The sequence below is a fragment of the Streptomyces sp. NPDC044002 genome, from assembly GCF_056434525.1.
In genome coordinates, this window is record NZ_JBWKEZ010000112.1 from 1 (window position 1) to 15,376 (window position 15,376).

The 15,376-nt window shown below is 74.9% G+C and carries 20 protein-coding genes and 1 tRNA gene; 10 read left to right on the plus strand and 11 right to left on the minus strand.

From position 1 onward, the window contains the following. Positions 1 to 130: 130 nt before the first annotated feature. On the minus strand, positions 131 to 697 hold the full coding sequence (locus AC07A6_RS39790; RefSeq protein ID WP_478780359.1) for a hypothetical protein: 567 nt from the start codon (positions 695 to 697) through the stop codon (positions 131 to 133). A 318-nt stretch (positions 698 to 1,015) separates the two neighbouring features. Between AC07A6_RS39790 and AC07A6_RS39795 the strand changes: the two genes are divergently transcribed. Beyond that, complete coding sequence (locus AC07A6_RS39795; RefSeq protein WP_362473686.1) at positions 1,016 to 1,198, plus strand: hypothetical protein; 183 nt, start codon at positions 1,016 to 1,018, stop codon at positions 1,196 to 1,198. A gap of 24 nt (positions 1,199 to 1,222) precedes the next feature. Here the strand turns inward: AC07A6_RS39795 and AC07A6_RS39800 are convergent, their stop codons facing one another. Further along, entirely contained in the window at positions 1,223 to 1,402 is a 180-nt protein-coding gene (locus tag AC07A6_RS39800; protein ID WP_478780360.1) for a hypothetical protein, read from the minus strand. Positions 1,403 to 1,439: 37 nt separating this feature from the next. Continuing rightward, positions 1,440 to 1,637 (minus strand): hypothetical protein, encoded by a 198-nt coding sequence (locus AC07A6_RS39805; RefSeq protein WP_386271697.1) that lies wholly within the window; start codon positions 1,635 to 1,637, stop codon positions 1,440 to 1,442. 141 nt (positions 1,638 to 1,778) lie between these two features. Here AC07A6_RS39805 and AC07A6_RS39810 point away from each other — a divergent pair, with 141 nt between their 5' ends. The 4 genes from AC07A6_RS39810 (at position 1,779) to AC07A6_RS39825 (ending at position 3,496) form a co-directional block, all read left to right on the plus strand. Then, entirely contained in the window at positions 1,779 to 2,138 is a 360-nt protein-coding gene (locus AC07A6_RS39810; RefSeq protein WP_362473694.1) for an avidin-fold protein, read from the plus strand. Then, positions 2,135 to 2,521: a VOC family protein gene (locus AC07A6_RS39815; protein ID WP_362473697.1), complete on the plus strand. Its 387-nt coding sequence runs from the start codon at positions 2,135 to 2,137 to the stop codon at positions 2,519 to 2,521. The genes AC07A6_RS39810 and AC07A6_RS39815 overlap by 4 nt, the downstream gene beginning before the upstream one ends. Positions 2,522 to 2,536: 15 nt before the next feature. Beyond that, positions 2,537 to 2,611 (plus strand) — tRNA-Trp (locus AC07A6_RS39820). A gap of 30 nt (positions 2,612 to 2,641) precedes the next feature. Continuing rightward, entirely contained in the window at positions 2,642 to 3,496 is an 855-nt protein-coding gene (locus AC07A6_RS39825) for a GNAT family N-acetyltransferase (protein WP_478780361.1), read from the plus strand. Positions 3,497 to 3,511: 15 nt separating this feature from the next. On the opposite strand, the gene AC07A6_RS39830 is transcribed toward AC07A6_RS39825, so the two are convergent. Beyond that, complete coding sequence (locus AC07A6_RS39830) at positions 3,512 to 4,495, minus strand: aldo/keto reductase (RefSeq protein WP_386271694.1); 984 nt, start codon at positions 4,493 to 4,495, stop codon at positions 3,512 to 3,514. A gap of 111 nt (positions 4,496 to 4,606) precedes the next feature. On the opposite strand from AC07A6_RS39830, the gene AC07A6_RS39835 reads away from it, so the two are divergent. After that, the gene (locus tag AC07A6_RS39835) at positions 4,607 to 5,194 is read left to right on the plus strand and encodes a TetR/AcrR family transcriptional regulator (RefSeq protein WP_478780362.1); all 588 of its coding nucleotides are present in this window, start codon (positions 4,607 to 4,609) and stop codon (positions 5,192 to 5,194) included. Between the two features lie 21 nt (positions 5,195 to 5,215). On the opposite strand, the gene AC07A6_RS39840 is transcribed toward AC07A6_RS39835, so the two are convergent. Then, positions 5,216 to 6,073: a helix-turn-helix domain-containing protein gene (locus tag AC07A6_RS39840; RefSeq protein WP_478780363.1), complete on the minus strand. Its 858-nt coding sequence runs from the start codon at positions 6,071 to 6,073 to the stop codon at positions 5,216 to 5,218. A gap of 102 nt (positions 6,074 to 6,175) precedes the next feature. On the opposite strand from AC07A6_RS39840, the gene AC07A6_RS39845 reads away from it, so the two are divergent. Then, positions 6,176 to 7,132, plus strand: a complete 957-nt coding sequence (locus AC07A6_RS39845) for an MBL fold metallo-hydrolase (protein WP_478780364.1) — start codon at positions 6,176 to 6,178, stop codon at positions 7,130 to 7,132. Positions 7,133 to 7,271: 139 nt separating this feature from the next. Beyond that, complete coding sequence (locus AC07A6_RS39850; RefSeq protein ID WP_362473714.1) at positions 7,272 to 8,033, plus strand: DeoR/GlpR family DNA-binding transcription regulator; 762 nt, start codon at positions 7,272 to 7,274, stop codon at positions 8,031 to 8,033. A 6-nt stretch (positions 8,034 to 8,039) separates the two neighbouring features. Here AC07A6_RS39850 and AC07A6_RS39855 read toward each other — a convergent pair whose 3' ends face one another. From AC07A6_RS39855 to AC07A6_RS39880, 6 genes are all read right to left on the minus strand, one after another. Beyond that, positions 8,040 to 9,236 carry an FAD-dependent oxidoreductase gene (locus AC07A6_RS39855; RefSeq protein ID WP_478780365.1) on the minus strand — a complete coding sequence of 399 codons (1,197 nt, stop codon included), beginning with the start codon at positions 9,234 to 9,236 and terminating at the stop codon, positions 8,040 to 8,042. A gap of 841 nt (positions 9,237 to 10,077) precedes the next feature. Next, the gene (locus AC07A6_RS39860) at positions 10,078 to 10,416 is read right to left on the minus strand and encodes a putative quinol monooxygenase (protein ID WP_478780366.1); all 339 of its coding nucleotides are present in this window, start codon (positions 10,414 to 10,416) and stop codon (positions 10,078 to 10,080) included. A gap of 90 nt (positions 10,417 to 10,506) precedes the next feature. Continuing rightward, entirely contained in the window at positions 10,507 to 11,382 is an 876-nt protein-coding gene (locus AC07A6_RS39865) for a hypothetical protein (RefSeq protein WP_478780367.1), read from the minus strand. Then, the gene (locus tag AC07A6_RS39870; RefSeq protein WP_362474298.1) at positions 11,379 to 11,750 is read right to left on the minus strand and encodes a PadR family transcriptional regulator; all 372 of its coding nucleotides are present in this window, start codon (positions 11,748 to 11,750) and stop codon (positions 11,379 to 11,381) included. Before AC07A6_RS39870 ends, AC07A6_RS39865 begins: the two co-directional genes overlap by 4 nt. 44 nt (positions 11,751 to 11,794) lie before the next feature. Then, complete coding sequence (locus AC07A6_RS39875) at positions 11,795 to 12,298, minus strand: DUF3291 domain-containing protein (protein WP_478780368.1); 504 nt, start codon at positions 12,296 to 12,298, stop codon at positions 11,795 to 11,797. Positions 12,299 to 12,330: 32 nt separating this feature from the next. Beyond that, the gene (locus AC07A6_RS39880; RefSeq protein WP_386271685.1) at positions 12,331 to 13,011 is read right to left on the minus strand and encodes a helix-turn-helix transcriptional regulator; all 681 of its coding nucleotides are present in this window, start codon (positions 13,009 to 13,011) and stop codon (positions 12,331 to 12,333) included. Between the two features lie 113 nt (positions 13,012 to 13,124). On the opposite strand from AC07A6_RS39880, the gene thpR reads away from it, so the two are divergent. Together thpR and argG are read left to right on the plus strand one after the other, a co-directional pair. Next, positions 13,125 to 13,724 (plus strand): RNA 2',3'-cyclic phosphodiesterase, encoded by a 600-nt coding sequence (gene thpR, locus AC07A6_RS39885; RefSeq protein WP_478780369.1) that lies wholly within the window; start codon positions 13,125 to 13,127, stop codon positions 13,722 to 13,724. Between the two features lie 90 nt (positions 13,725 to 13,814). Continuing rightward, positions 13,815 to 15,269: an argininosuccinate synthase gene (argG, locus tag AC07A6_RS39890; RefSeq protein ID WP_385771295.1), complete on the plus strand. Its 1,455-nt coding sequence runs from the start codon at positions 13,815 to 13,817 to the stop codon at positions 15,267 to 15,269. The last annotated feature ends 107 nt before the right edge of the window (positions 15,270 to 15,376 follow it).

Genomic DNA, 15,376 nt, shown 5'->3' on the forward strand with positions numbered 1-15,376 from the left:
GGGCGCTGTCCCGTGGGGGACTGATTAGTGGGTTGTTTCACGCCCCCCCCCCCCAACCCCCCCCCCCCCCCCCCCCCCCCCCCCCCCCCCCTCCCCCCTCCCCCCCCCGGGCGAGTGCTCGCGTCCCGCGTCAGAAGGAGCTCTTCGACGCGCTGACGACGACGCACTCCTTGTACTCGGTGCCGTTGGTCTTGCCGAAGTAGGGAGTCGTGGCCTCGGCCGGCTGGGACGCGCCCGCCTTGACCTTCAGGCTGCTCACCATGGCCGTGGCGGGAACCGCGGTCGAGGTGGCGTCGCCGCGGAACTTCATCGTGATGTTGTACGTGTAGTCCAGCGAACTGCTGTTGGTGACGGTGAGCTTGGCGACCAGGTTCTTGCCGCTGCTGTCCAGCTTGCACCCGTCGATCCGGATGTCGCGCTCGGCCTTGTCGCGCGAACCGCCCGTGACGGAACCGGTGGTGGTGCTGGAGTTGGTGCCGCTGCTCGTCCCGGTGCTGGTGCTGCCGGTGGTGGTGCTGCTGCCGTCGGAGCTGCCACCGCTGGTGCTGCTGCCGCCACTGGTGCTGCTGGAGCCCGAGTGGGAGCTGCTGGAGCTGTGGCCGCCACCGCAGCTGGCACCGTGCGAGCCACGGGCTCCGGTCAGTGCTACGACGGCGATTCCGAATACTGCGACCGCGCGGACATGGCGAAGCTTCACGTTCGAACCCCGTTGGAATATCAGTGTGCAGGAGGGCCCGCCTTGACGGGCGCACGTCACCCTACAGCGGCCAGGCGAGTGATCCGGACACCCTCCGGCGGCGTGGCGCGTCCGCTCTGGGCGCCGGTCCGCACGTGGGAGCGGGGGTCCCCACCTCGGCGTGCGCGGAACGCACACGCCTCCTCCGGCACATCCGCACCGGAGGAACACATCACCCCCACGCCATGCCCCCCGTCCGACGGGGGGCGGCCCGCCGCGATGCGTGTCAGGGTGAACGGGAGGAATCCGCACCCCCCCGGAACCGAGGAGTCACCCGTCATGGGCGGTACGAAGGACAAGCGCCAGGAGCCCGGCGAACCCCGCGAGGAACGCGGGCGCCCGCAGCCGCCCAGCCAGGACCCCGTCCACCCCGAGCCCATCACCCCGGCCCGCAGCAGGCGCGCCGAGGAGAAGGGGCGGCGGCGCGACGAGCGGCGGCACCGGGACGAAGACGGCTCCTGAGCACGGCGGGGCGGCCGGCCCGCCTCAGGGCGCGGGCAGCCGGATGCCGCCCGTGACCTCGGCGGTACCGCCCAGCCGGATCAGGGGTCCCGAGGGGCCCGGCCGGACGGAGGCGGTGACGGTGGCGGGGCTGCCGAGGAAGTCGCCCATGTCGACGGCCAGTTCGGTGAGGCCCCGGCCGGGGGGCCGCGCGTCGCCCGGCACGCATCACGGAAGTACCGTACCCGCGCCCGGCCCTCCCTCAACCGGCGGCCGGCCGGCTCCGCCATCCCTCCTGCGGCGGGTCGTCGTCGGGCCACAGGCCGATCATGTCCAGCAGGGCCGCCAGGTCCTCCGCCCCTATGGCGCGCGCGGCGACCGCGCGGCGGGCGGCGGCCCGGTCCACGGTGCCCGCCCGGGCCGGCAGCGCCGGCTCGTCACATCCGAAGGGATCCTTCATAGGACCGATGCCACCACGCGCCCGGCGGATCCGCAGCTCCCACTGCTCCCATCAGCCGCCGGGCCGGAGCCCCTTAGGGTGGGCCGGACATCCGCCCGGCCGCGGCCCGTGCCTCCGGCCGCCCACCCTTCAGGAGCCCCCGTGGCACGTTCGCTCGACGGCCTCGTCTTCTTCCCCGTAGCCGACCAGGCGCCGGGCCAGGTCGGCCGGCAGACCCGGTTCGAGTATCACGAACAGGACGGCCGGGTCTGGGCCGAGTACTGTGGCGGGGACGTGGCCAGGGGACACCTGGTCGGCACGCGGGCGGACGACACCGTCGACTTCCGCTACGTCCAGCTGCGCCACGACGGCTCGACCGCCTCCGGGCACTGCGTCTCCCTCGTCACGGAACTCCCCGACGGGCGGCTCCGGCTGGAGGAGACGTGGACGTGGGAGTCCCAGGAGGGCAGCGGCACCAGCGTCGTCGAGCAGCAGCCCGGCATGAGGGAGAGCACCCGATGAGGATCCACCTGTCCAGCGTCTTCGTCGACGACCAGGACAAGGCCCTGCGGTTCTATACGGACGTACTGGGCTTCGTGAAGAAGCACGAGGTGCCGCTGGGCGCGGACAAGTGGCTGACCGTGGTCTCCCCCGAGGACCCCGACGGGACCGAGCTGCTGCTGGAGCCCGACGGCCACCCCGCGGTGCGGCCGTACAAGGAGGCGCTGGTCAGGGACGGGATCCCGGCCGCCTCCTTCGCCGTGGACGACGTGGGGGCGGAGTTCGCCCGGCTGCGCGGGCTCGGGGTGCGCTTCACGCAGGAGCCGAGGGAGACCGGCCCGGTCACCACCGCGGTCCTGGACGACACCTGCGGCAACCTGATCCAGATCATCCACGGCGGGTAGGCTGCCCGGCAGGGCGGGGCCGTAGCGCAGGGGTCGACGCGCGCGGTCTCCAAAACCGTGAGGACGCCGGTTCGAATCCGGTCGGCCCCGCCCGTCGGTGGCGCTGGTTAGGGTGACCCGATGAACGAGATCGAGATCGTCGCCGAACGAGGCGCGTGGCGGGGCGGGTTCGAGGAGCGGGTGCTGGCCGGGTACCGGGCCGCCGGATGCTCCGAGCCGCTGGCCCGGGCCCTGCTGGAACGGGCCGTGAAGGGGATCGACGGCTGGACGGTGGCCACGGACGGCACCGGATGGATAGCCGTGGGGGTGTCGGAGGACAACGGCGCGGTGGTGGGCCGGATCCACGACCTCACGGTCGCGGGTGGGCGCGAATGGGCCGAGCGGTGGTGCGCCGAGCACGGCGCCGAGCGGGTGGAGGTCCGCCTCACCGGGGGGCCGGGAGCGTTCGCCGGCTACCAGGTGCGGGGCCAGAACCGCATGAAGGCCGTGGCCGGACAGCCGCAGCTGCCGCCGGGGCTGACGGTCCGCCGGCTCACGGAGGAGGAGTACCCGGCCTGGTACGCCGCCGAGGAGGCCGCGTACATCGCCGACATCGTCCGGGCCGGGGCCCTCACGGCGGAGCAGGCCAAGGAGAAGTCGGACCGGGACTTCGCCCAGCACCTCCCGCAGGGGTACCTGACTCCGGGGCACGCCTTCTACGCGATGGAGGCCGAGGGGCAGGTGATCGGCACCGGCTGGGTGAACCACGGGTTCCTTCCGGGCGTCACCTTCGGCTTCTCGCTGGAGGTGCACGAGGAGCACCGCGGCAAGGGCTACGGCCGGGCGGCGATGGCCGTCGGCGAGTGGGCCACCCGGCAGGGCGGCGACGAGGCGATGATGTTCAACGTCTTCGGCGGGAACGAGGTCGCGATGGGCCTGTACGACAGCACGGGCTTCGCGGTCCTGGACGAGCACCGCTTCCTCGACCTGCGCTGATCCGCCGGGCGCGGGTCAGCCGTTCAGCGACCCCATGAGTTCGGGTGCGTACCGGTCCCCCGAGACCACGCCGTGCGGCGCGACGGCGTCGATGGAGGCCAGGTCGGCGTCGGTGAGGGTGACGGCGGTCGCGGCGACGTTCTCCTCCAGGTAGCGGCGGCGCTTGGTGCCGGGGATCGGGACGGCTCCCATACGCAGGGTCCAGGCGAGCGCGAGCTGGGAGGGGGTGACCCCCTTCTCGGCGGCCAGCGCCCGGACGCGGTCGACGACGGCGAGGTTGCGGTCGAAGTTCTCGCCCTGGAAGCGGGGGTCCGTACGCCGGAAGTCGTCGGCCGCGAAGTCGTCCGGGCTGGTCACGGCTCCGGAGAGGAAGCCGCGGCCGAGCGGGGAGTAGGCGACGAGGCCGATGCCGAGCTCGCGCAGGGTCTCGCGTACGCCGTCATGCTCGATGCCGCGCTCGAAGAGGCTGTACTCGGTCTGTACGGCGGCCAGCGGGTGCACGGCGTGGGCGCGGGCGATGGTGCCCGCGGCGGCCTCGCAGATCCCGATGTGGCCGACCTTGCCGGCGGCGACCAGCTCGGACATGGCGCCGACGCTCTCCTCGATGGGCACGGCCGGGTCGACGCGGTGCAGGTAGTACAGGTCGATGTGGTCGGTGCCCAGGTGGCGCAGGGAGCGGTCGGCGGAGCGGCGGATGTACTCGGGCGTGCCGTTGTGGCCCCGGAAGGCTCCGTCGTCGGTGAACTCGACGCCGGTCTTCGTGGCGATGACGGCGGCGTCGCGGCGGCCGCGGAGGGCCTTGCCGAGGAGCTGCTCGTTGACGAAGGGGCCGTAGCCCTCGGCGGTGTCGAGCAGGGTGACGCCCAGGGCGAGGGCGCGGTCGATGGTGGCGAGGGACTCGGTCTCGTCGGTGGCTCCGTAGTGGGCGCTCATGCCCATGAGGCCGAGGCCTTCGGCGCCGACTTCCAGGCCCTGGCCGCCGAGTGCGCGGATCTCCATGGTGTCCTCCGGGGGGTGGGACGAGGTAAGTAACTAACTGGATAGTTCAAGTCTGCACACGGGGTGCGCTGGATGTCAATAACCGGATAGTTACTTGCTAGGCTGCCCGGCATGGCACGGGATTCCAGCGCGACGAAGGCGCGGCTGCTCGACGCGGCGTTCTCCGAGTTCGCGGCGTACGGCATCGCCGGGGCCCGGATCGACCGCATCGCGGCGACCGCCCAGGCGAACAAGCGGCTCATCTACGTCTACTACGGCAACAAGGAGCAGCTGTTCGACGCCGTGCTCCAGCGGGCCCTGGAGACGGGCTCGGAGTCCGTGCCTTTCGACGCGGAGGACCTGCCCGGGTACGCGGGTGCGGTCTTCGACCACTTCGTGGCGTACCCGGACCTGATGCGCCTGGTGCAGTGGAAGCAGCTGGAGCGGCCGGAGACCACCGAGCTGGTGGCGGAGTCCTACCAGCGCAAGATCGCGGCGGTGGAGCGGGCGCAGGACGCCGGGCTGGTCGACCCGGGCCTCGACCCGGCGGACGTGCTCACGCTGGTCATGGGACTGGCGCAGGCGTGGACCGGCGCCGTGGGCGGACCCGCGACCGGCGGGCCGGGCGAGTCCTGGGCGGACGCGCGGCTGGCCCGGCACCGCGAGGCGGTGGTGGAGTCCGTCCGCCGCCTGGTCCGGCCGCCGCGGCCGCGGGGGTGAGTGGCGGCGGCCGGATCCGGGTCAGGCCCCGGGGCGGGCGGTCGCCTGGACGAGCAGCCTGAGGGCCGTGTGGTCCGCGGAGCCGGCCGGAGCGGTGGCCACCAGCAGCGTCTGGTCGTCGGTGACGCGCAGGGCCTGCTGGGTGACGGTCAGGTTCCCCACCAGCGGATGCCACATCCGCTGCTCGGCGGCGGTGCAGGGACGGGCCCGGTGGTCGGCCCACATGGTGGCGAACTCGTCGCTCCTCATGCTGAGTTCGCCGACGAGGGCGCCGAGGAGCGCGTCGTCCGGGTGGCGGCCGGCCGCGTACCGCAGGTTGGCGACCGCGGCCCTGGCCTTGGACTCCCAGGTGCCGTAGAGCTCGCGCAGGTACGGGTCCAGGAAGATCAGCGCGGCCATGTTGGGCCGGTCCGCGGGCCGGTCGGGCGCGGTGGGGTCGAGGTGGCCGGCGAACAGGGCGTGCCCCAGCGGGTTCCAGGCCAGGATGTCGGCCCGGCGGCCGGTGAGGACGGCCGGGACCTCGGGCATGGACTCCAGCAGCCGGCGGGTCGCCCCGTCCACCCGTTCCGCCGGCGGGCGCCGGGCGGCGGGCCGTCTGGCGGCCAGGCCCGCGAGGTCGTGCACGTGCCGCCGCTCGGCCTCGTCCAGGTTCAGCGCGCGGGCGAGCGCGTCCAGCACCTCCGGCGAGGCGTTGTGCGAGTGCCCCTGCTCCAGCCGTGCGTAGTACGAGGCGCTGACCCCCGCGAGGAGGGCGAGTTCCTCGCGGCGCAGGCCGGGGACGCGGCGCCGCTCGCCGTAGGTGTCGAGGCCGATGTCCGCCGGGGTCAGCCGGGACCGGCGGGCCTGCAGGAACGCGCCGAGGCTGCTCTGTCCGTCCATGCGCCCCAGTATCGCGGGCCGCGCGCGGGCCAGCCTCACCCTGCCGGGGATAGGCAGCGGAGGGTGTGGCTGTCCCGCCGGGCCCGCCGCAGGGTGGGAGCCATGAACACCACCACTGACACCATCGAGTTGGGCAGCGTCGGCATCACCCGGGTCCGCGAGTACTACGGACCGCTCGGGCTCGCCCCGCACGAATTCATCCCCGGGAGCAGCCAGGACGTCTGGTCGGAGCACGCTGGCTGGCTGCGGCCCGACTTCGCGGACGGCGAGCCGCCCGTCTCCCGGGTCGCACTGCAGACGTGGGTGCTGCGCAGCGAGGGCCGGGTGATCCTCGTCGACACCGGCGGCGGCAACCACAAGGCACGGCCCGGCACCCCCTGGGACCGCCAGGAGACGGCCTTCCTGGACGAGCTGGCCCGGGCCGGGGTCGAGCCCGGGGACGTCGACCTCGTCGTCAACACCCACCTGCACGGGGACCACGTCGGGTGGAACACCCGGCTGGACGGGGACACCTGGGTCCCGACCTTCCCCAACGCCCGCTATCTGATCAACCGGAACGACTTCGACTTCTGGAACCCCGCGAACGGACACGCGTCCGTCCTCGGCGACGGCAACGCCGGCGTGTTCGAGGACAGCGTGGCGCCGGTCCACGAGGCCGGCCGGGTCGTGCTGTGGGAGGACTCCTACCGGATCGACGCGAACCTGCGGCTGGACCTCGCCGCCGGGCACACCCCCGGCTCCAGCGTGCTGACCCTCGCCTCCGGCGGTGACAGGGCGGTGTTCGTGGGCGACCTGCTGCACAGCCCGGTGCAGATCATGGAGCCGGACGCGAACAGCTGCTTCTGCGAGGACGCCGCGCAGTCCCGGGCCACCCGGCGCAGGCTGCTCGGCTGGGCCGCCGACCACAACGCCCTGCTGGTCCCGGCGCACTTCGGCTCCCACGGCGCCCTGGAGGTCGCGCGGGACGCGGGGGCCTTCGCGGTGAAGGGCTGGGCGCCGTTCGCCCCGTACGCCCCGTACGCCCCGGGCGCCCCGGGCGGGGAGGGCGGGGAGGGCTGACGCCGGGCCGGCGGGGCGGGTGGGGGCCGGGCGGCCGGGTGGGGGCCGGGCGGCCGACGGGCCGCGGCCGGACCGGATGGCGGGTAAGGTCCGCCCCATACCGGGACCAACCCCTCTGGAACGGAACGGATCCGATCCCATGTACGCACCCGAGCGTCAGCACCGGATCGTCCAGCTGACCCAGGAGCGCGGACGCGTCGAAGTCCCCGCCCTGGCGGAGGAGTTCGGAGTCACGCAGGAGACCGTCAGGCGGGACCTGACCGCCCTGGAACGGGCCGGTCTGCTGCGCCGGGTGCACGGCGGCGCGCTCCCCGCCGGGGGGCTCCGCCTGGAACCGGGGCTCGCCGAGCGCGATTCCACCGCCGCGGCCGCCAAGGAGCGGATCGCCCGGGCCGCGCTCGCCCTGCTCCCGGAGGAGGGCAGCCTGCTGCTGGACGCGGGCACCACCGTCTCCCGGCTGGCCGCCCTGCTCCCCCGCGACTCCACCCTCACCGTGGTCACCAACGCGCTGCCGGTGGCCGCCCGGCTCGCCGAGCACCCGGGGCTGCACCTGCACATCGTCGGCGGCCGGCTGCGCCACCGTACGCAGGCCGCGGTGGACGCGTGGGCGCTGCGCGACCTCGCCGAACTGCAGCCGGACGTGGCGGTGGTCGCGACCAACGGCTTCTCGGCGGAGGCCGGGCTGACCACGCCGGACCTGGCCGAGGCGGCGGTCAAGCGGGCCATGGTGGCCGGGGCCCGCCGGGTCGTGCTCGTCGCGGACTCCTCCAAGTACGGCGCCCGGCACTTCGCCCGGTTCGCCGCCCTGGAGCAGGTGGACGTGCTGGTCACGGACACCGGGCTGACCGACGCGCAGGCCGACGAGATCACCGGGCGGGGCCCGGAGGTCATCCGGGCCTGAGCGCCGTCACGGCAGGCGGAAGCCGTTGAACAGGTCGTCCATGCCGCGCAGCGCCAGGCGGTCGGGGACGGCGCGTACCGCGAGGTCGCGGGCCGCCGCGGCGAAGGGGTTGCGCAGGGCGCCGAGGCGGCCGACCCGGCGGGCGCGGACGCGTACCGCGTCGGTGCGGGCGAGGCGGGCGGCCGTGTAGGCGGCGAGGGCGGCCGGGACGGGATCCCGGCCGCCCTCGGCGTACTCGGCGTTGCCCGCGTTGCCCGCGGGGAGCAGGTGTGCGAGGACCACTGCGTCCTCGATGGCCTGGCAGCCGCCCTGGCCGAGGTTGGGGGCCATGGCGTGGGCCGCGTCGCCGAGCCAGGCGGTCCGGCCGTGGTGCAGGCGCGGGAGCGGGGCGGCCAGGTCGTACAGGTCGTTCTGCAGGACGTCGGCGGGCGCGAGGCGGGCCACGCGGTCCAGCAGGGCCGGGACCGGATCGTGCCAGGAGCCGAAGCGGCGGCGGAGCTCGGCGCGGGGGTCGGGCGAGCGGGTGCCGGCCAGGACGCGGGCGGTGGCGTAGACGTAGTACCGGCCGTCGGCCAGCGGGGTTATCCCGAACCTCTCCCCCCGCCCCCAGGTCTCGCTCATGGCCGGTATCCGCAGGTCCGGGGCGTCCACGATGGTCCGCCAGGCGGTCTCGCCGAGGTAGCGCAGGCCGGGGTGGGCGGGGAAGTGCGCGCGGCGCAGCGGGCTGTGGATCCCGTCGGCGGCGACGACCAGGTCGGCGGTCAGGCCGCGGCCGCCCGCCGTGCGGACGGTCGCGCGGCCCCCGGTGCCGTCGACGCCGGTCACGGCGGTGCCGTAGCGGAGGGCTTCCGGGGGCAGGGCGGCGGCGAGCGCGGCGGTGAGGACCGGGCGCGGGACGGCGATCGGGGGGATGCCGTAGCGGGCCGTCATGTCGGCGGTCGCGGCCCGGGTCAGCCACCGGCCGTCGGGGCGGCGTACGCCCATCGCCGCGGGTACGGCGCTGCCCGCAGCGTGGGCGGCGTCGACGCCGATCGCTTCGAGTGCGCGCAGGGCGTTGGGGGCGAGGCCGATGCCGGCGCCGGTGGCGGGCGGTTCGGGGGCGCGTTCGCAGACGGTGACGCGCCAGCCCCTGCGGTGCAGTGCGAGGGCCGCCGTGAGCCCGCCGATCCCGGCCCCGGCCACCACCGCGTGGCGCTCCGTCATCCGCCCCCACTCCCGTCCGCCCCGCTGCCCCGTCCCCGCGACCCTACCGGGACCCGCACCGCCCCGCGGGCCGGGCGGGCTGCCGCCCGGGATCGCCGCCGGGTCTCCCCCGCCCACCGCCCGGAGAGGCCCCGGGCGCCCGGCTGCCGAGGAGGTCCCGCCGCCGGGCCCCCGGGCCGTTCCCGGCCGTCCGGCCCCGCCACCGCGCGGAATCCCCGGCAGGGGGCGTCCGCGAAGGCCCTCGGCATGCCGGGCGGCGCGGGGCGGGGGGGGTGCCTACCGGGCGCCGGGCCGCGCCAAGTAGTCACGGCGCCGAACCGCACACGGCCGTCCGGCCCCACCCCCAGGGGCGTCCGCGACGTCGCGCCGTCCGCCCGGAGGCCGTCCCCATGACCGTCCGGTGCGCGCCCTCCGCGCGCCGGGCGGCGCAGGGCCGGGGGGCACCTCCCGGACGCCTGGCCGCGCCGAGAAGGTCACCGGCGCCCAGCCGCCAGGCCGTTCACCGCCGCCCGGCCCCACGCCACCGCTCGTGGCGTCCGCGAACAGGCGCGACCGCGCAGACGGCGGGCCCGCGACGGGCGGCCCGGGGGCGGGGTCGCCTCCCGCCCGCACCGAGCAGGTCACCGGCGCCGAACCGCCGGGCCCCTCGCGGCCGTCCGGCCCCGCCACCGGCCGGCATGCCCGGCAGGGGCGTCCGCGAAGCCCGCGGCGTCCGGTGCGCGTCCTCCGCGTGCCGGGCGGCGCGGGGGCCGGGGTGTCGGGTGGTGCACGGCGGAGAGGGTCCCGAGCGGTGGACGGCCTCGGGGGGCTCGACAGAGCGTGCGTCGGGGCTGACGGTGGGTCAGCGTGGCTGTCCCGTGGGGGGTTTGACGTCCGGCGCCGGGACGTACGGCTCCGCGAGGAGGTCGTCGACGAGGCTGAGGCGTGTCTCCGGCATCCGCTCCTCGATCGCTCCCGCCATCATCGCGGCTCCCTCCGCGTCGGACACCGCGCAGCGCGCGCGGGACTCCTCGTCGGGCCAGCGGGCGTACGCGACCCAGGTGCCGTCGTCCGCGCGGTGGAGCCGCGAGCCGTAGCTGCCGCAGTCCCGCAGGATCGCCTCCGTCACCCGGTGCCAGCCCTCGCGGAACTGCTCTTCCTTGCCCGGTCGCAGCCGCCACCGGTAGATCACCGCGAACACGTTTCCCCCGTCGCCCTCTTCGACCGCCGCCGGCCATGCGGCGTTCCGGGGTACACCGTACGGTGCCGGGCGTCCGCGACGAGTCCCGGGTCAGACCCCGTCGAGCGGGCGCCGGCTCCTGCGCCGGCGGATGCTCACCGCGGCCGCCGCCACGAGGAGGAGCACGAGCGCGAGGGGACCCGTGTAGGCGTCCCGCGTCCAGAGCGGCGTGCCGAGGACGAACAGGGGGAGCGCCGCGAGGAGGACGGCGGGGGCCGTACGCAGCCCGGCGAACGCCGGCCGCCCGGCCAGGGCCAGTCCCGCTGCCGCCGGTACGGCGAAGCGCAGGACGCCGAAGGAGCCGTCGGGCAGCGGGCCCAGCGTGAGCACGCCGGCCAGGAGCGCCGTCCACAGCACGACGGCGGCCAGCCCGGCTCCCGTACGGACGCGCGGTTGCGGGCGCAGGTCCGCGGGGCAGAGCACGACGGCCAGTGCGGCGAGCAGCAACGGTGCCCTCAGGAGGAGCACGAACTCGACGCCCCCGCCCAGCCGCGCCGCCTCGATCACCGCGGCAGCCGCGCAGCCCGCGAGCACGGTCCAGGCGCCCGCGGACCACCGGCCGCTCAGGGCGGTCGCGGCGCCCAGCACCGTGACGAGGTGCGCCGCCACCAGCAGCGCGTACGGAATCGTCAGCTCCGCGGGCAGCCAGGAGGCAGTGGCACCCGGGAGCATCAGCCCGGCCCACCAGACCGCGCTCGCCCCCACGGCGGTGACGGCGAACGGCGCCACCGCCGCCAGGAGCCGGCCGCGGCGGCCCGCCGAGCCGAGTCCGAGCCGCATCCGCAGCGCGTGCCCGGTGACGTCCAGCGCCTCCCGCACCCGGGCCGCCCGGCCCGCGTCGCGGGTGGCCTCGTGGTACGCCATGGCGATCTCGTCGCCGAACTCCCGCCGGAAGCCGGCCGGGTAGAGCCTCAGCAGGGCGGTCATGCCGTCACCGTCCCGTCGGAGGAGCCGAGCAGGCCGGGCGAGGTCCGGCCACCGAGGCCGAGCCGGCGGGTGGCCTCCTGGGCGGTGCGGGTGATCCGGGCCGCCTCGGCGGCGAGGACCTCGCGGCCGTGGGGGGCGAGCGCGTAGCTGCGCCGCCTGCGGCCGTCGACCACCTCTTCGTCGTGGACGGCGATGAGCTGCTGTTCGAGGAGCCGTTCCAGGGCCCCGTACAGCGTTCCGGTACGCATCTTCGTGCGGCCTTCCGAGATCTTCTCGACCTCCTGGGCGATCGCGTACCCGTGCCGTGGGGCGTCGGCGATCGCGGTGAGGATGAGCAGAGTCGGCTCGCGCAGAGCTTGATCGTTCACGGGTACGACGATAGCTCGGCTACCGGCATATGTCGATGACCGAGCTATACACTCGCCCCGGCGGCGGCCCCGGCCTCGGCCTCGACCGCGGCGTAGAAGGAGGCGAAGGTGAACCCGCGCGGGGACGGGCCGTTCGCCCTGATGTCCGCCAGCCGCTCCAGGGCCTCCTCGACGCTCGGGACGTGCCCGGCGGGGACCCACCAGAGGACCAGGTGCGCCTCCGCGTGCCGCTCGAACCAGTCGCGGCGCCCGCGCATCACCTCCAGGTGCCCGCTGCGGTAGGTGAACTCCCACAGGGCTTCCCTGCTCTCCCACACCGACATGTTGACGATGACGCGCTCACCCAGGGGGCGCATGGCGGTTGCGTCGCCCTCCCCTTCCTCCTTGAGCCGCCACACGAAACCGGGCGCGGTGTCGGCCGCGGAGTTGACCGGGTCGAGCGCCTCGACGAACGGAGCCACGCGGGGGTCGTCGAGGGGGTGGCGGAGCGTCGCGACGTTGAGCTGGGCCAGGTGGACGGCGGCGGGGCCGTGCGGGGATGCGGTCATGACCCCATCCCAGCACGGCTCCGATTTCTATGTCAATCCGTATTGTTTTTAGAATCCTCGACCACCACGCAGCACTCCCCCGGCCGGGCGTCCATCCGGGCGCGGACGGGGCCGTCCGTCCCGAGCAGCCCCTCCAGCAGGGCGAGGTTCATCCCGCAGACGAGCGGCGGGTAGCGCTCGGCGACCGCGTGGAAGGGGCAGTTGCGCATCCGGACGACGGGCGCCGCCGCCCCGGACCCGCCCTCGCCGCCCTCCAGGTGGGGTTCGTATCCGCGGGCGGCCAGTACCGCCATCGCCTCGTCGAGCCCGGCGCAGGGCTCAGCCGGCCCCCGCAGGGCCTCGCCCCGGCGGCGCGCCGCGGCGCAGAGCCCGGCGTCCAGCCCCGCCTCCTCGGCGGCCTCCGCCAGCAGCTCGGCGGCCGTGAGGTAGTCGCGGGCGGGCAGCGACACCGACCACTCCGCCCGGGCCCGCGTGTACACCTTGGCGGGTCGGCCCGCCCCCGGTCCCGAGCGGCCGGTCAGCCGGCGGCTGCCGCTCTCCAGCAGGCCGGCCCCGGTCAGCTTGTCCAGATGGTGCGCGGCGAGGGTGCGCGCCACCCCGGCCGCCTCGGCGGCCTCGTTCCGGCCGACCTCGCGGCCCTGCGCCACCACGTACTCGTACAGCCGGCGGCGCACCGGGTCCTGCAGCACCGCGATCGCATCGATGTCCTCCATCCCCCCATTCTAGGAACAACCGGGATTGGATATAGAAGGCCGGACAGGACTCCGGGCCGACCTGACGGGGCGGAAGGTGACCGGGAAGGCCGGCAGGCGGTACGAAGGCGTACGTGAAGGAACACACCCAGGCCGCGACCGTCCGCGTCTTCATCGCCCTCGCCCCGCCCGACGACGCGAAGGAGGAGCTGGAACGCGCGCTCGCCCCCGCGTACGAGGCGCACCCGCGCATGCGCTGGAACCGCATCGAGGACTGGCACATCACCCTGGCGTTCCTCGGCGAGCTGCCCGTCGCGGCCGTTCCGCCGCTGCGGCCCCGGCTCGCGGAGCTGGCGGCGGCCCGCAGGCCCGTACGGCTGTCCCTGCGGGGCGGCGGGCACTTCGACGAGCGGGTCCTGTGGAGCGGGATAGCCGGGGAGCTGGAGGAGCTGCACGTCCTGGCCTCCGAGGTGCGCGCGGCGGTGAAGGAGTGCGGCATCGGCTTCGCGGACCGGCCGCTGCGCCCCCACCTCACGCTGGCCCGGGCCCGGCGCGGCGATCCGTCGGCCGCACCGGAGGCCGCCGCCGGGCTCACCGCGTTCAGCGGGCGGGAGTGGGAGGCGGAGCGCCTGCACCTGGTCGGCAGCAACATCGGCCGGGGGCCGGGGCCGATCCACTACCGGGACATCGAGTCGTGGGCCTTCGGCGGCGGGAACCGGGGCGCGGGAACCTAGGGGGTGTCCGCCGGTGCGGAAATGGTCCGGCATGCGGTCCGGATGCGATCCGGAATTGCATGACCATGCGGCGGCATGCATAATCTTCCCATGTCTAAGGTCCTCACCTCCCTTCCCGCCGGCGAGCGCGTCGGCATCGCCTTCTCGGGCGGCCTCGACACCTCCGTCGCGGTCGCGTGGATGCGCGACAAGGGTGCCGTCCCGTGCACCTACACCGCCGACATCGGCCAGTACGACGAGCCCGACATCGCCTCGGTGCCCGGCCGTGCGAAGACCTACGGCGCCGAGATCGCGCGCCTGGTCGACTGCCGGGCGGCGCTGGTCGAGGAGGGCCTGGCCGCGCTGACCTGCGGCGCGTTCCACATCCGCTCGGGCGGGCGAGCCTACTTCAACACCACCCCGCTCGGCCGCGCCGTGACCGGCACCCTGCTGGTCCGCGCCATGCTGGAGGACAACGTCCAGATCTGGGGCGACGGCTCGACCTTCAAGGGCAACGACATCGAGCGGTTCTACCGCTACGGCCTGCTCGCCAACCCGCACCTGCGGATCTACAAGCCGTGGCTGGACGCGGACTTCGTGACGGAGCTGGGCGGCCGCAAGGAGATGTCGGAGTGGCTGGTGGCCCACGACCTCCCCTACCGCGACAGCACCGAGAAGGCGTACTCCACCGACGCCAACATCTGGGGCGCCACCCACGAGGCGAAGACCCTGGAGCACCTGGACACCGGCGTGGAGACCGTCGAGCCGATCATGGGCGTGCGGTTCTGGGACCCGTCCGTCGAGATCGCCACCGAGGACGTGACGATCGGCTTCAACCAGGGCCGCCCCGTCACGATCAACGGCAAGGAGTTCTCCTCCGCCGTCGACCTGGTCATGGAGGCCAACGCCATCGGCGGCCGCCACGGCATGGGCATGTCGGACCAGATCGAGAACCGGATCATCGAGGCCAAGAGCCGCGGCATCTACGAGGCGCCGGGCATGGCCCTGCTGCACGCCGCGTACGAGCGTCTGGTCAACGCCATCCACAACGAGGACACCCTCGCCCAGTACCACAACGAGGGCCGGCGCCTCGGCCGGCTCATGTACGAGGGCCGCTGGCTGGACCCGCAGGCCCTGATGGTCCGGGAGTCCCTCCAGCGCTGGGTCGGCGCGGCCGTCACGGGCGAGGTGACCCTGCGGCTGCGGCGCGGCGAGGACTACTCGATCCTCGACACCCGGGGCCCGGCGTTCAGCTACCACCCGGACAAGCTCTCCATGGAGCGCACCGAGGACTCGGCCTTCGGCCCGGTGGACCGGATCGGCCAGCTCACCATGCGCAACCTGGACATCGCCGACTCCCGCGCCAAGCTGGAGCAGTACGCCGTCCTCGGCCTGATCGGTACCGGCAGCCCCGCCGTCGGCGCCGCGCAGGCGGCCGCGACCGGACTGATCGGCACCATGCCGGAGATGCCGCAGGGCGGCGCCGAGGCCATCGCCTCGCGCGGCGAGGTCTCCCCCGACGAGGAGATGCTGGACCGCGCCGCGATGGAGTTCGGCACGGACTGACCCCCGGCGGGCGGTGCGACGCAACGGGCCGGGGCGGGGGGGGGGGGGGGGAGGGGGGGGGGGGGGGGGGGGTGGGGGGGGGGGGGGGGGGGGGGGGGGGGGGGGGG

Bases quoted from the DNA above. Each gene is read 5' to 3' on its own strand.
- AC07A6_RS39795 (WP_362473686.1), top strand. From the start codon at position 1,016: ATGGGCGGTACGAAGGACAAGCGCCAGGAGCCCGGCGAACCCCGCGAG.
- AC07A6_RS39805 (WP_386271697.1), bottom strand. From the start codon at position 1,637: ATGAAGGATCCCTTCGGATGTGACGAGCCGGCGCTGCCGGCCCGGGCG.
- AC07A6_RS39815 (WP_362473697.1), top strand. From the start codon at position 2,135: ATGAGGATCCACCTGTCCAGCGTCTTCGTCGACGACCAGGACAAGGCC.
- AC07A6_RS39825 (WP_478780361.1), top strand. From the start codon at position 2,642: ATGAACGAGATCGAGATCGTCGCCGAACGAGGCGCGTGGCGGGGCGGG.
- AC07A6_RS39830 (WP_386271694.1), bottom strand. From the start codon at position 4,495: ATGGAGATCCGCGCACTCGGCGGCCAGGGCCTGGAAGTCGGCGCCGAA.
- AC07A6_RS39835 (WP_478780362.1), top strand. From the start codon at position 4,607: ATGGCACGGGATTCCAGCGCGACGAAGGCGCGGCTGCTCGACGCGGCG.
- AC07A6_RS39840 (WP_478780363.1), bottom strand. From the start codon at position 6,073: ATGGACGGACAGAGCAGCCTCGGCGCGTTCCTGCAGGCCCGCCGGTCC.
- AC07A6_RS39845 (WP_478780364.1), top strand. From the start codon at position 6,176: ATGAACACCACCACTGACACCATCGAGTTGGGCAGCGTCGGCATCACC.
- AC07A6_RS39850 (WP_362473714.1), top strand. From the start codon at position 7,272: ATGTACGCACCCGAGCGTCAGCACCGGATCGTCCAGCTGACCCAGGAG.
- AC07A6_RS39855 (WP_478780365.1), bottom strand. From the start codon at position 9,236: ATGACGGAGCGCCACGCGGTGGTGGCCGGGGCCGGGATCGGCGGGCTC.
- AC07A6_RS39865 (WP_478780367.1), bottom strand. From the start codon at position 11,382: ATGACCGCCCTGCTGAGGCTCTACCCGGCCGGCTTCCGGCGGGAGTTC.
- AC07A6_RS39875 (WP_478780368.1), bottom strand. From the start codon at position 12,298: ATGACCGCATCCCCGCACGGCCCCGCCGCCGTCCACCTGGCCCAGCTC.
- AC07A6_RS39880 (WP_386271685.1), bottom strand. From the start codon at position 13,011: ATGGAGGACATCGATGCGATCGCGGTGCTGCAGGACCCGGTGCGCCGC.
- argG (WP_385771295.1), top strand. From the start codon at position 13,815: ATGTCTAAGGTCCTCACCTCCCTTCCCGCCGGCGAGCGCGTCGGCATC.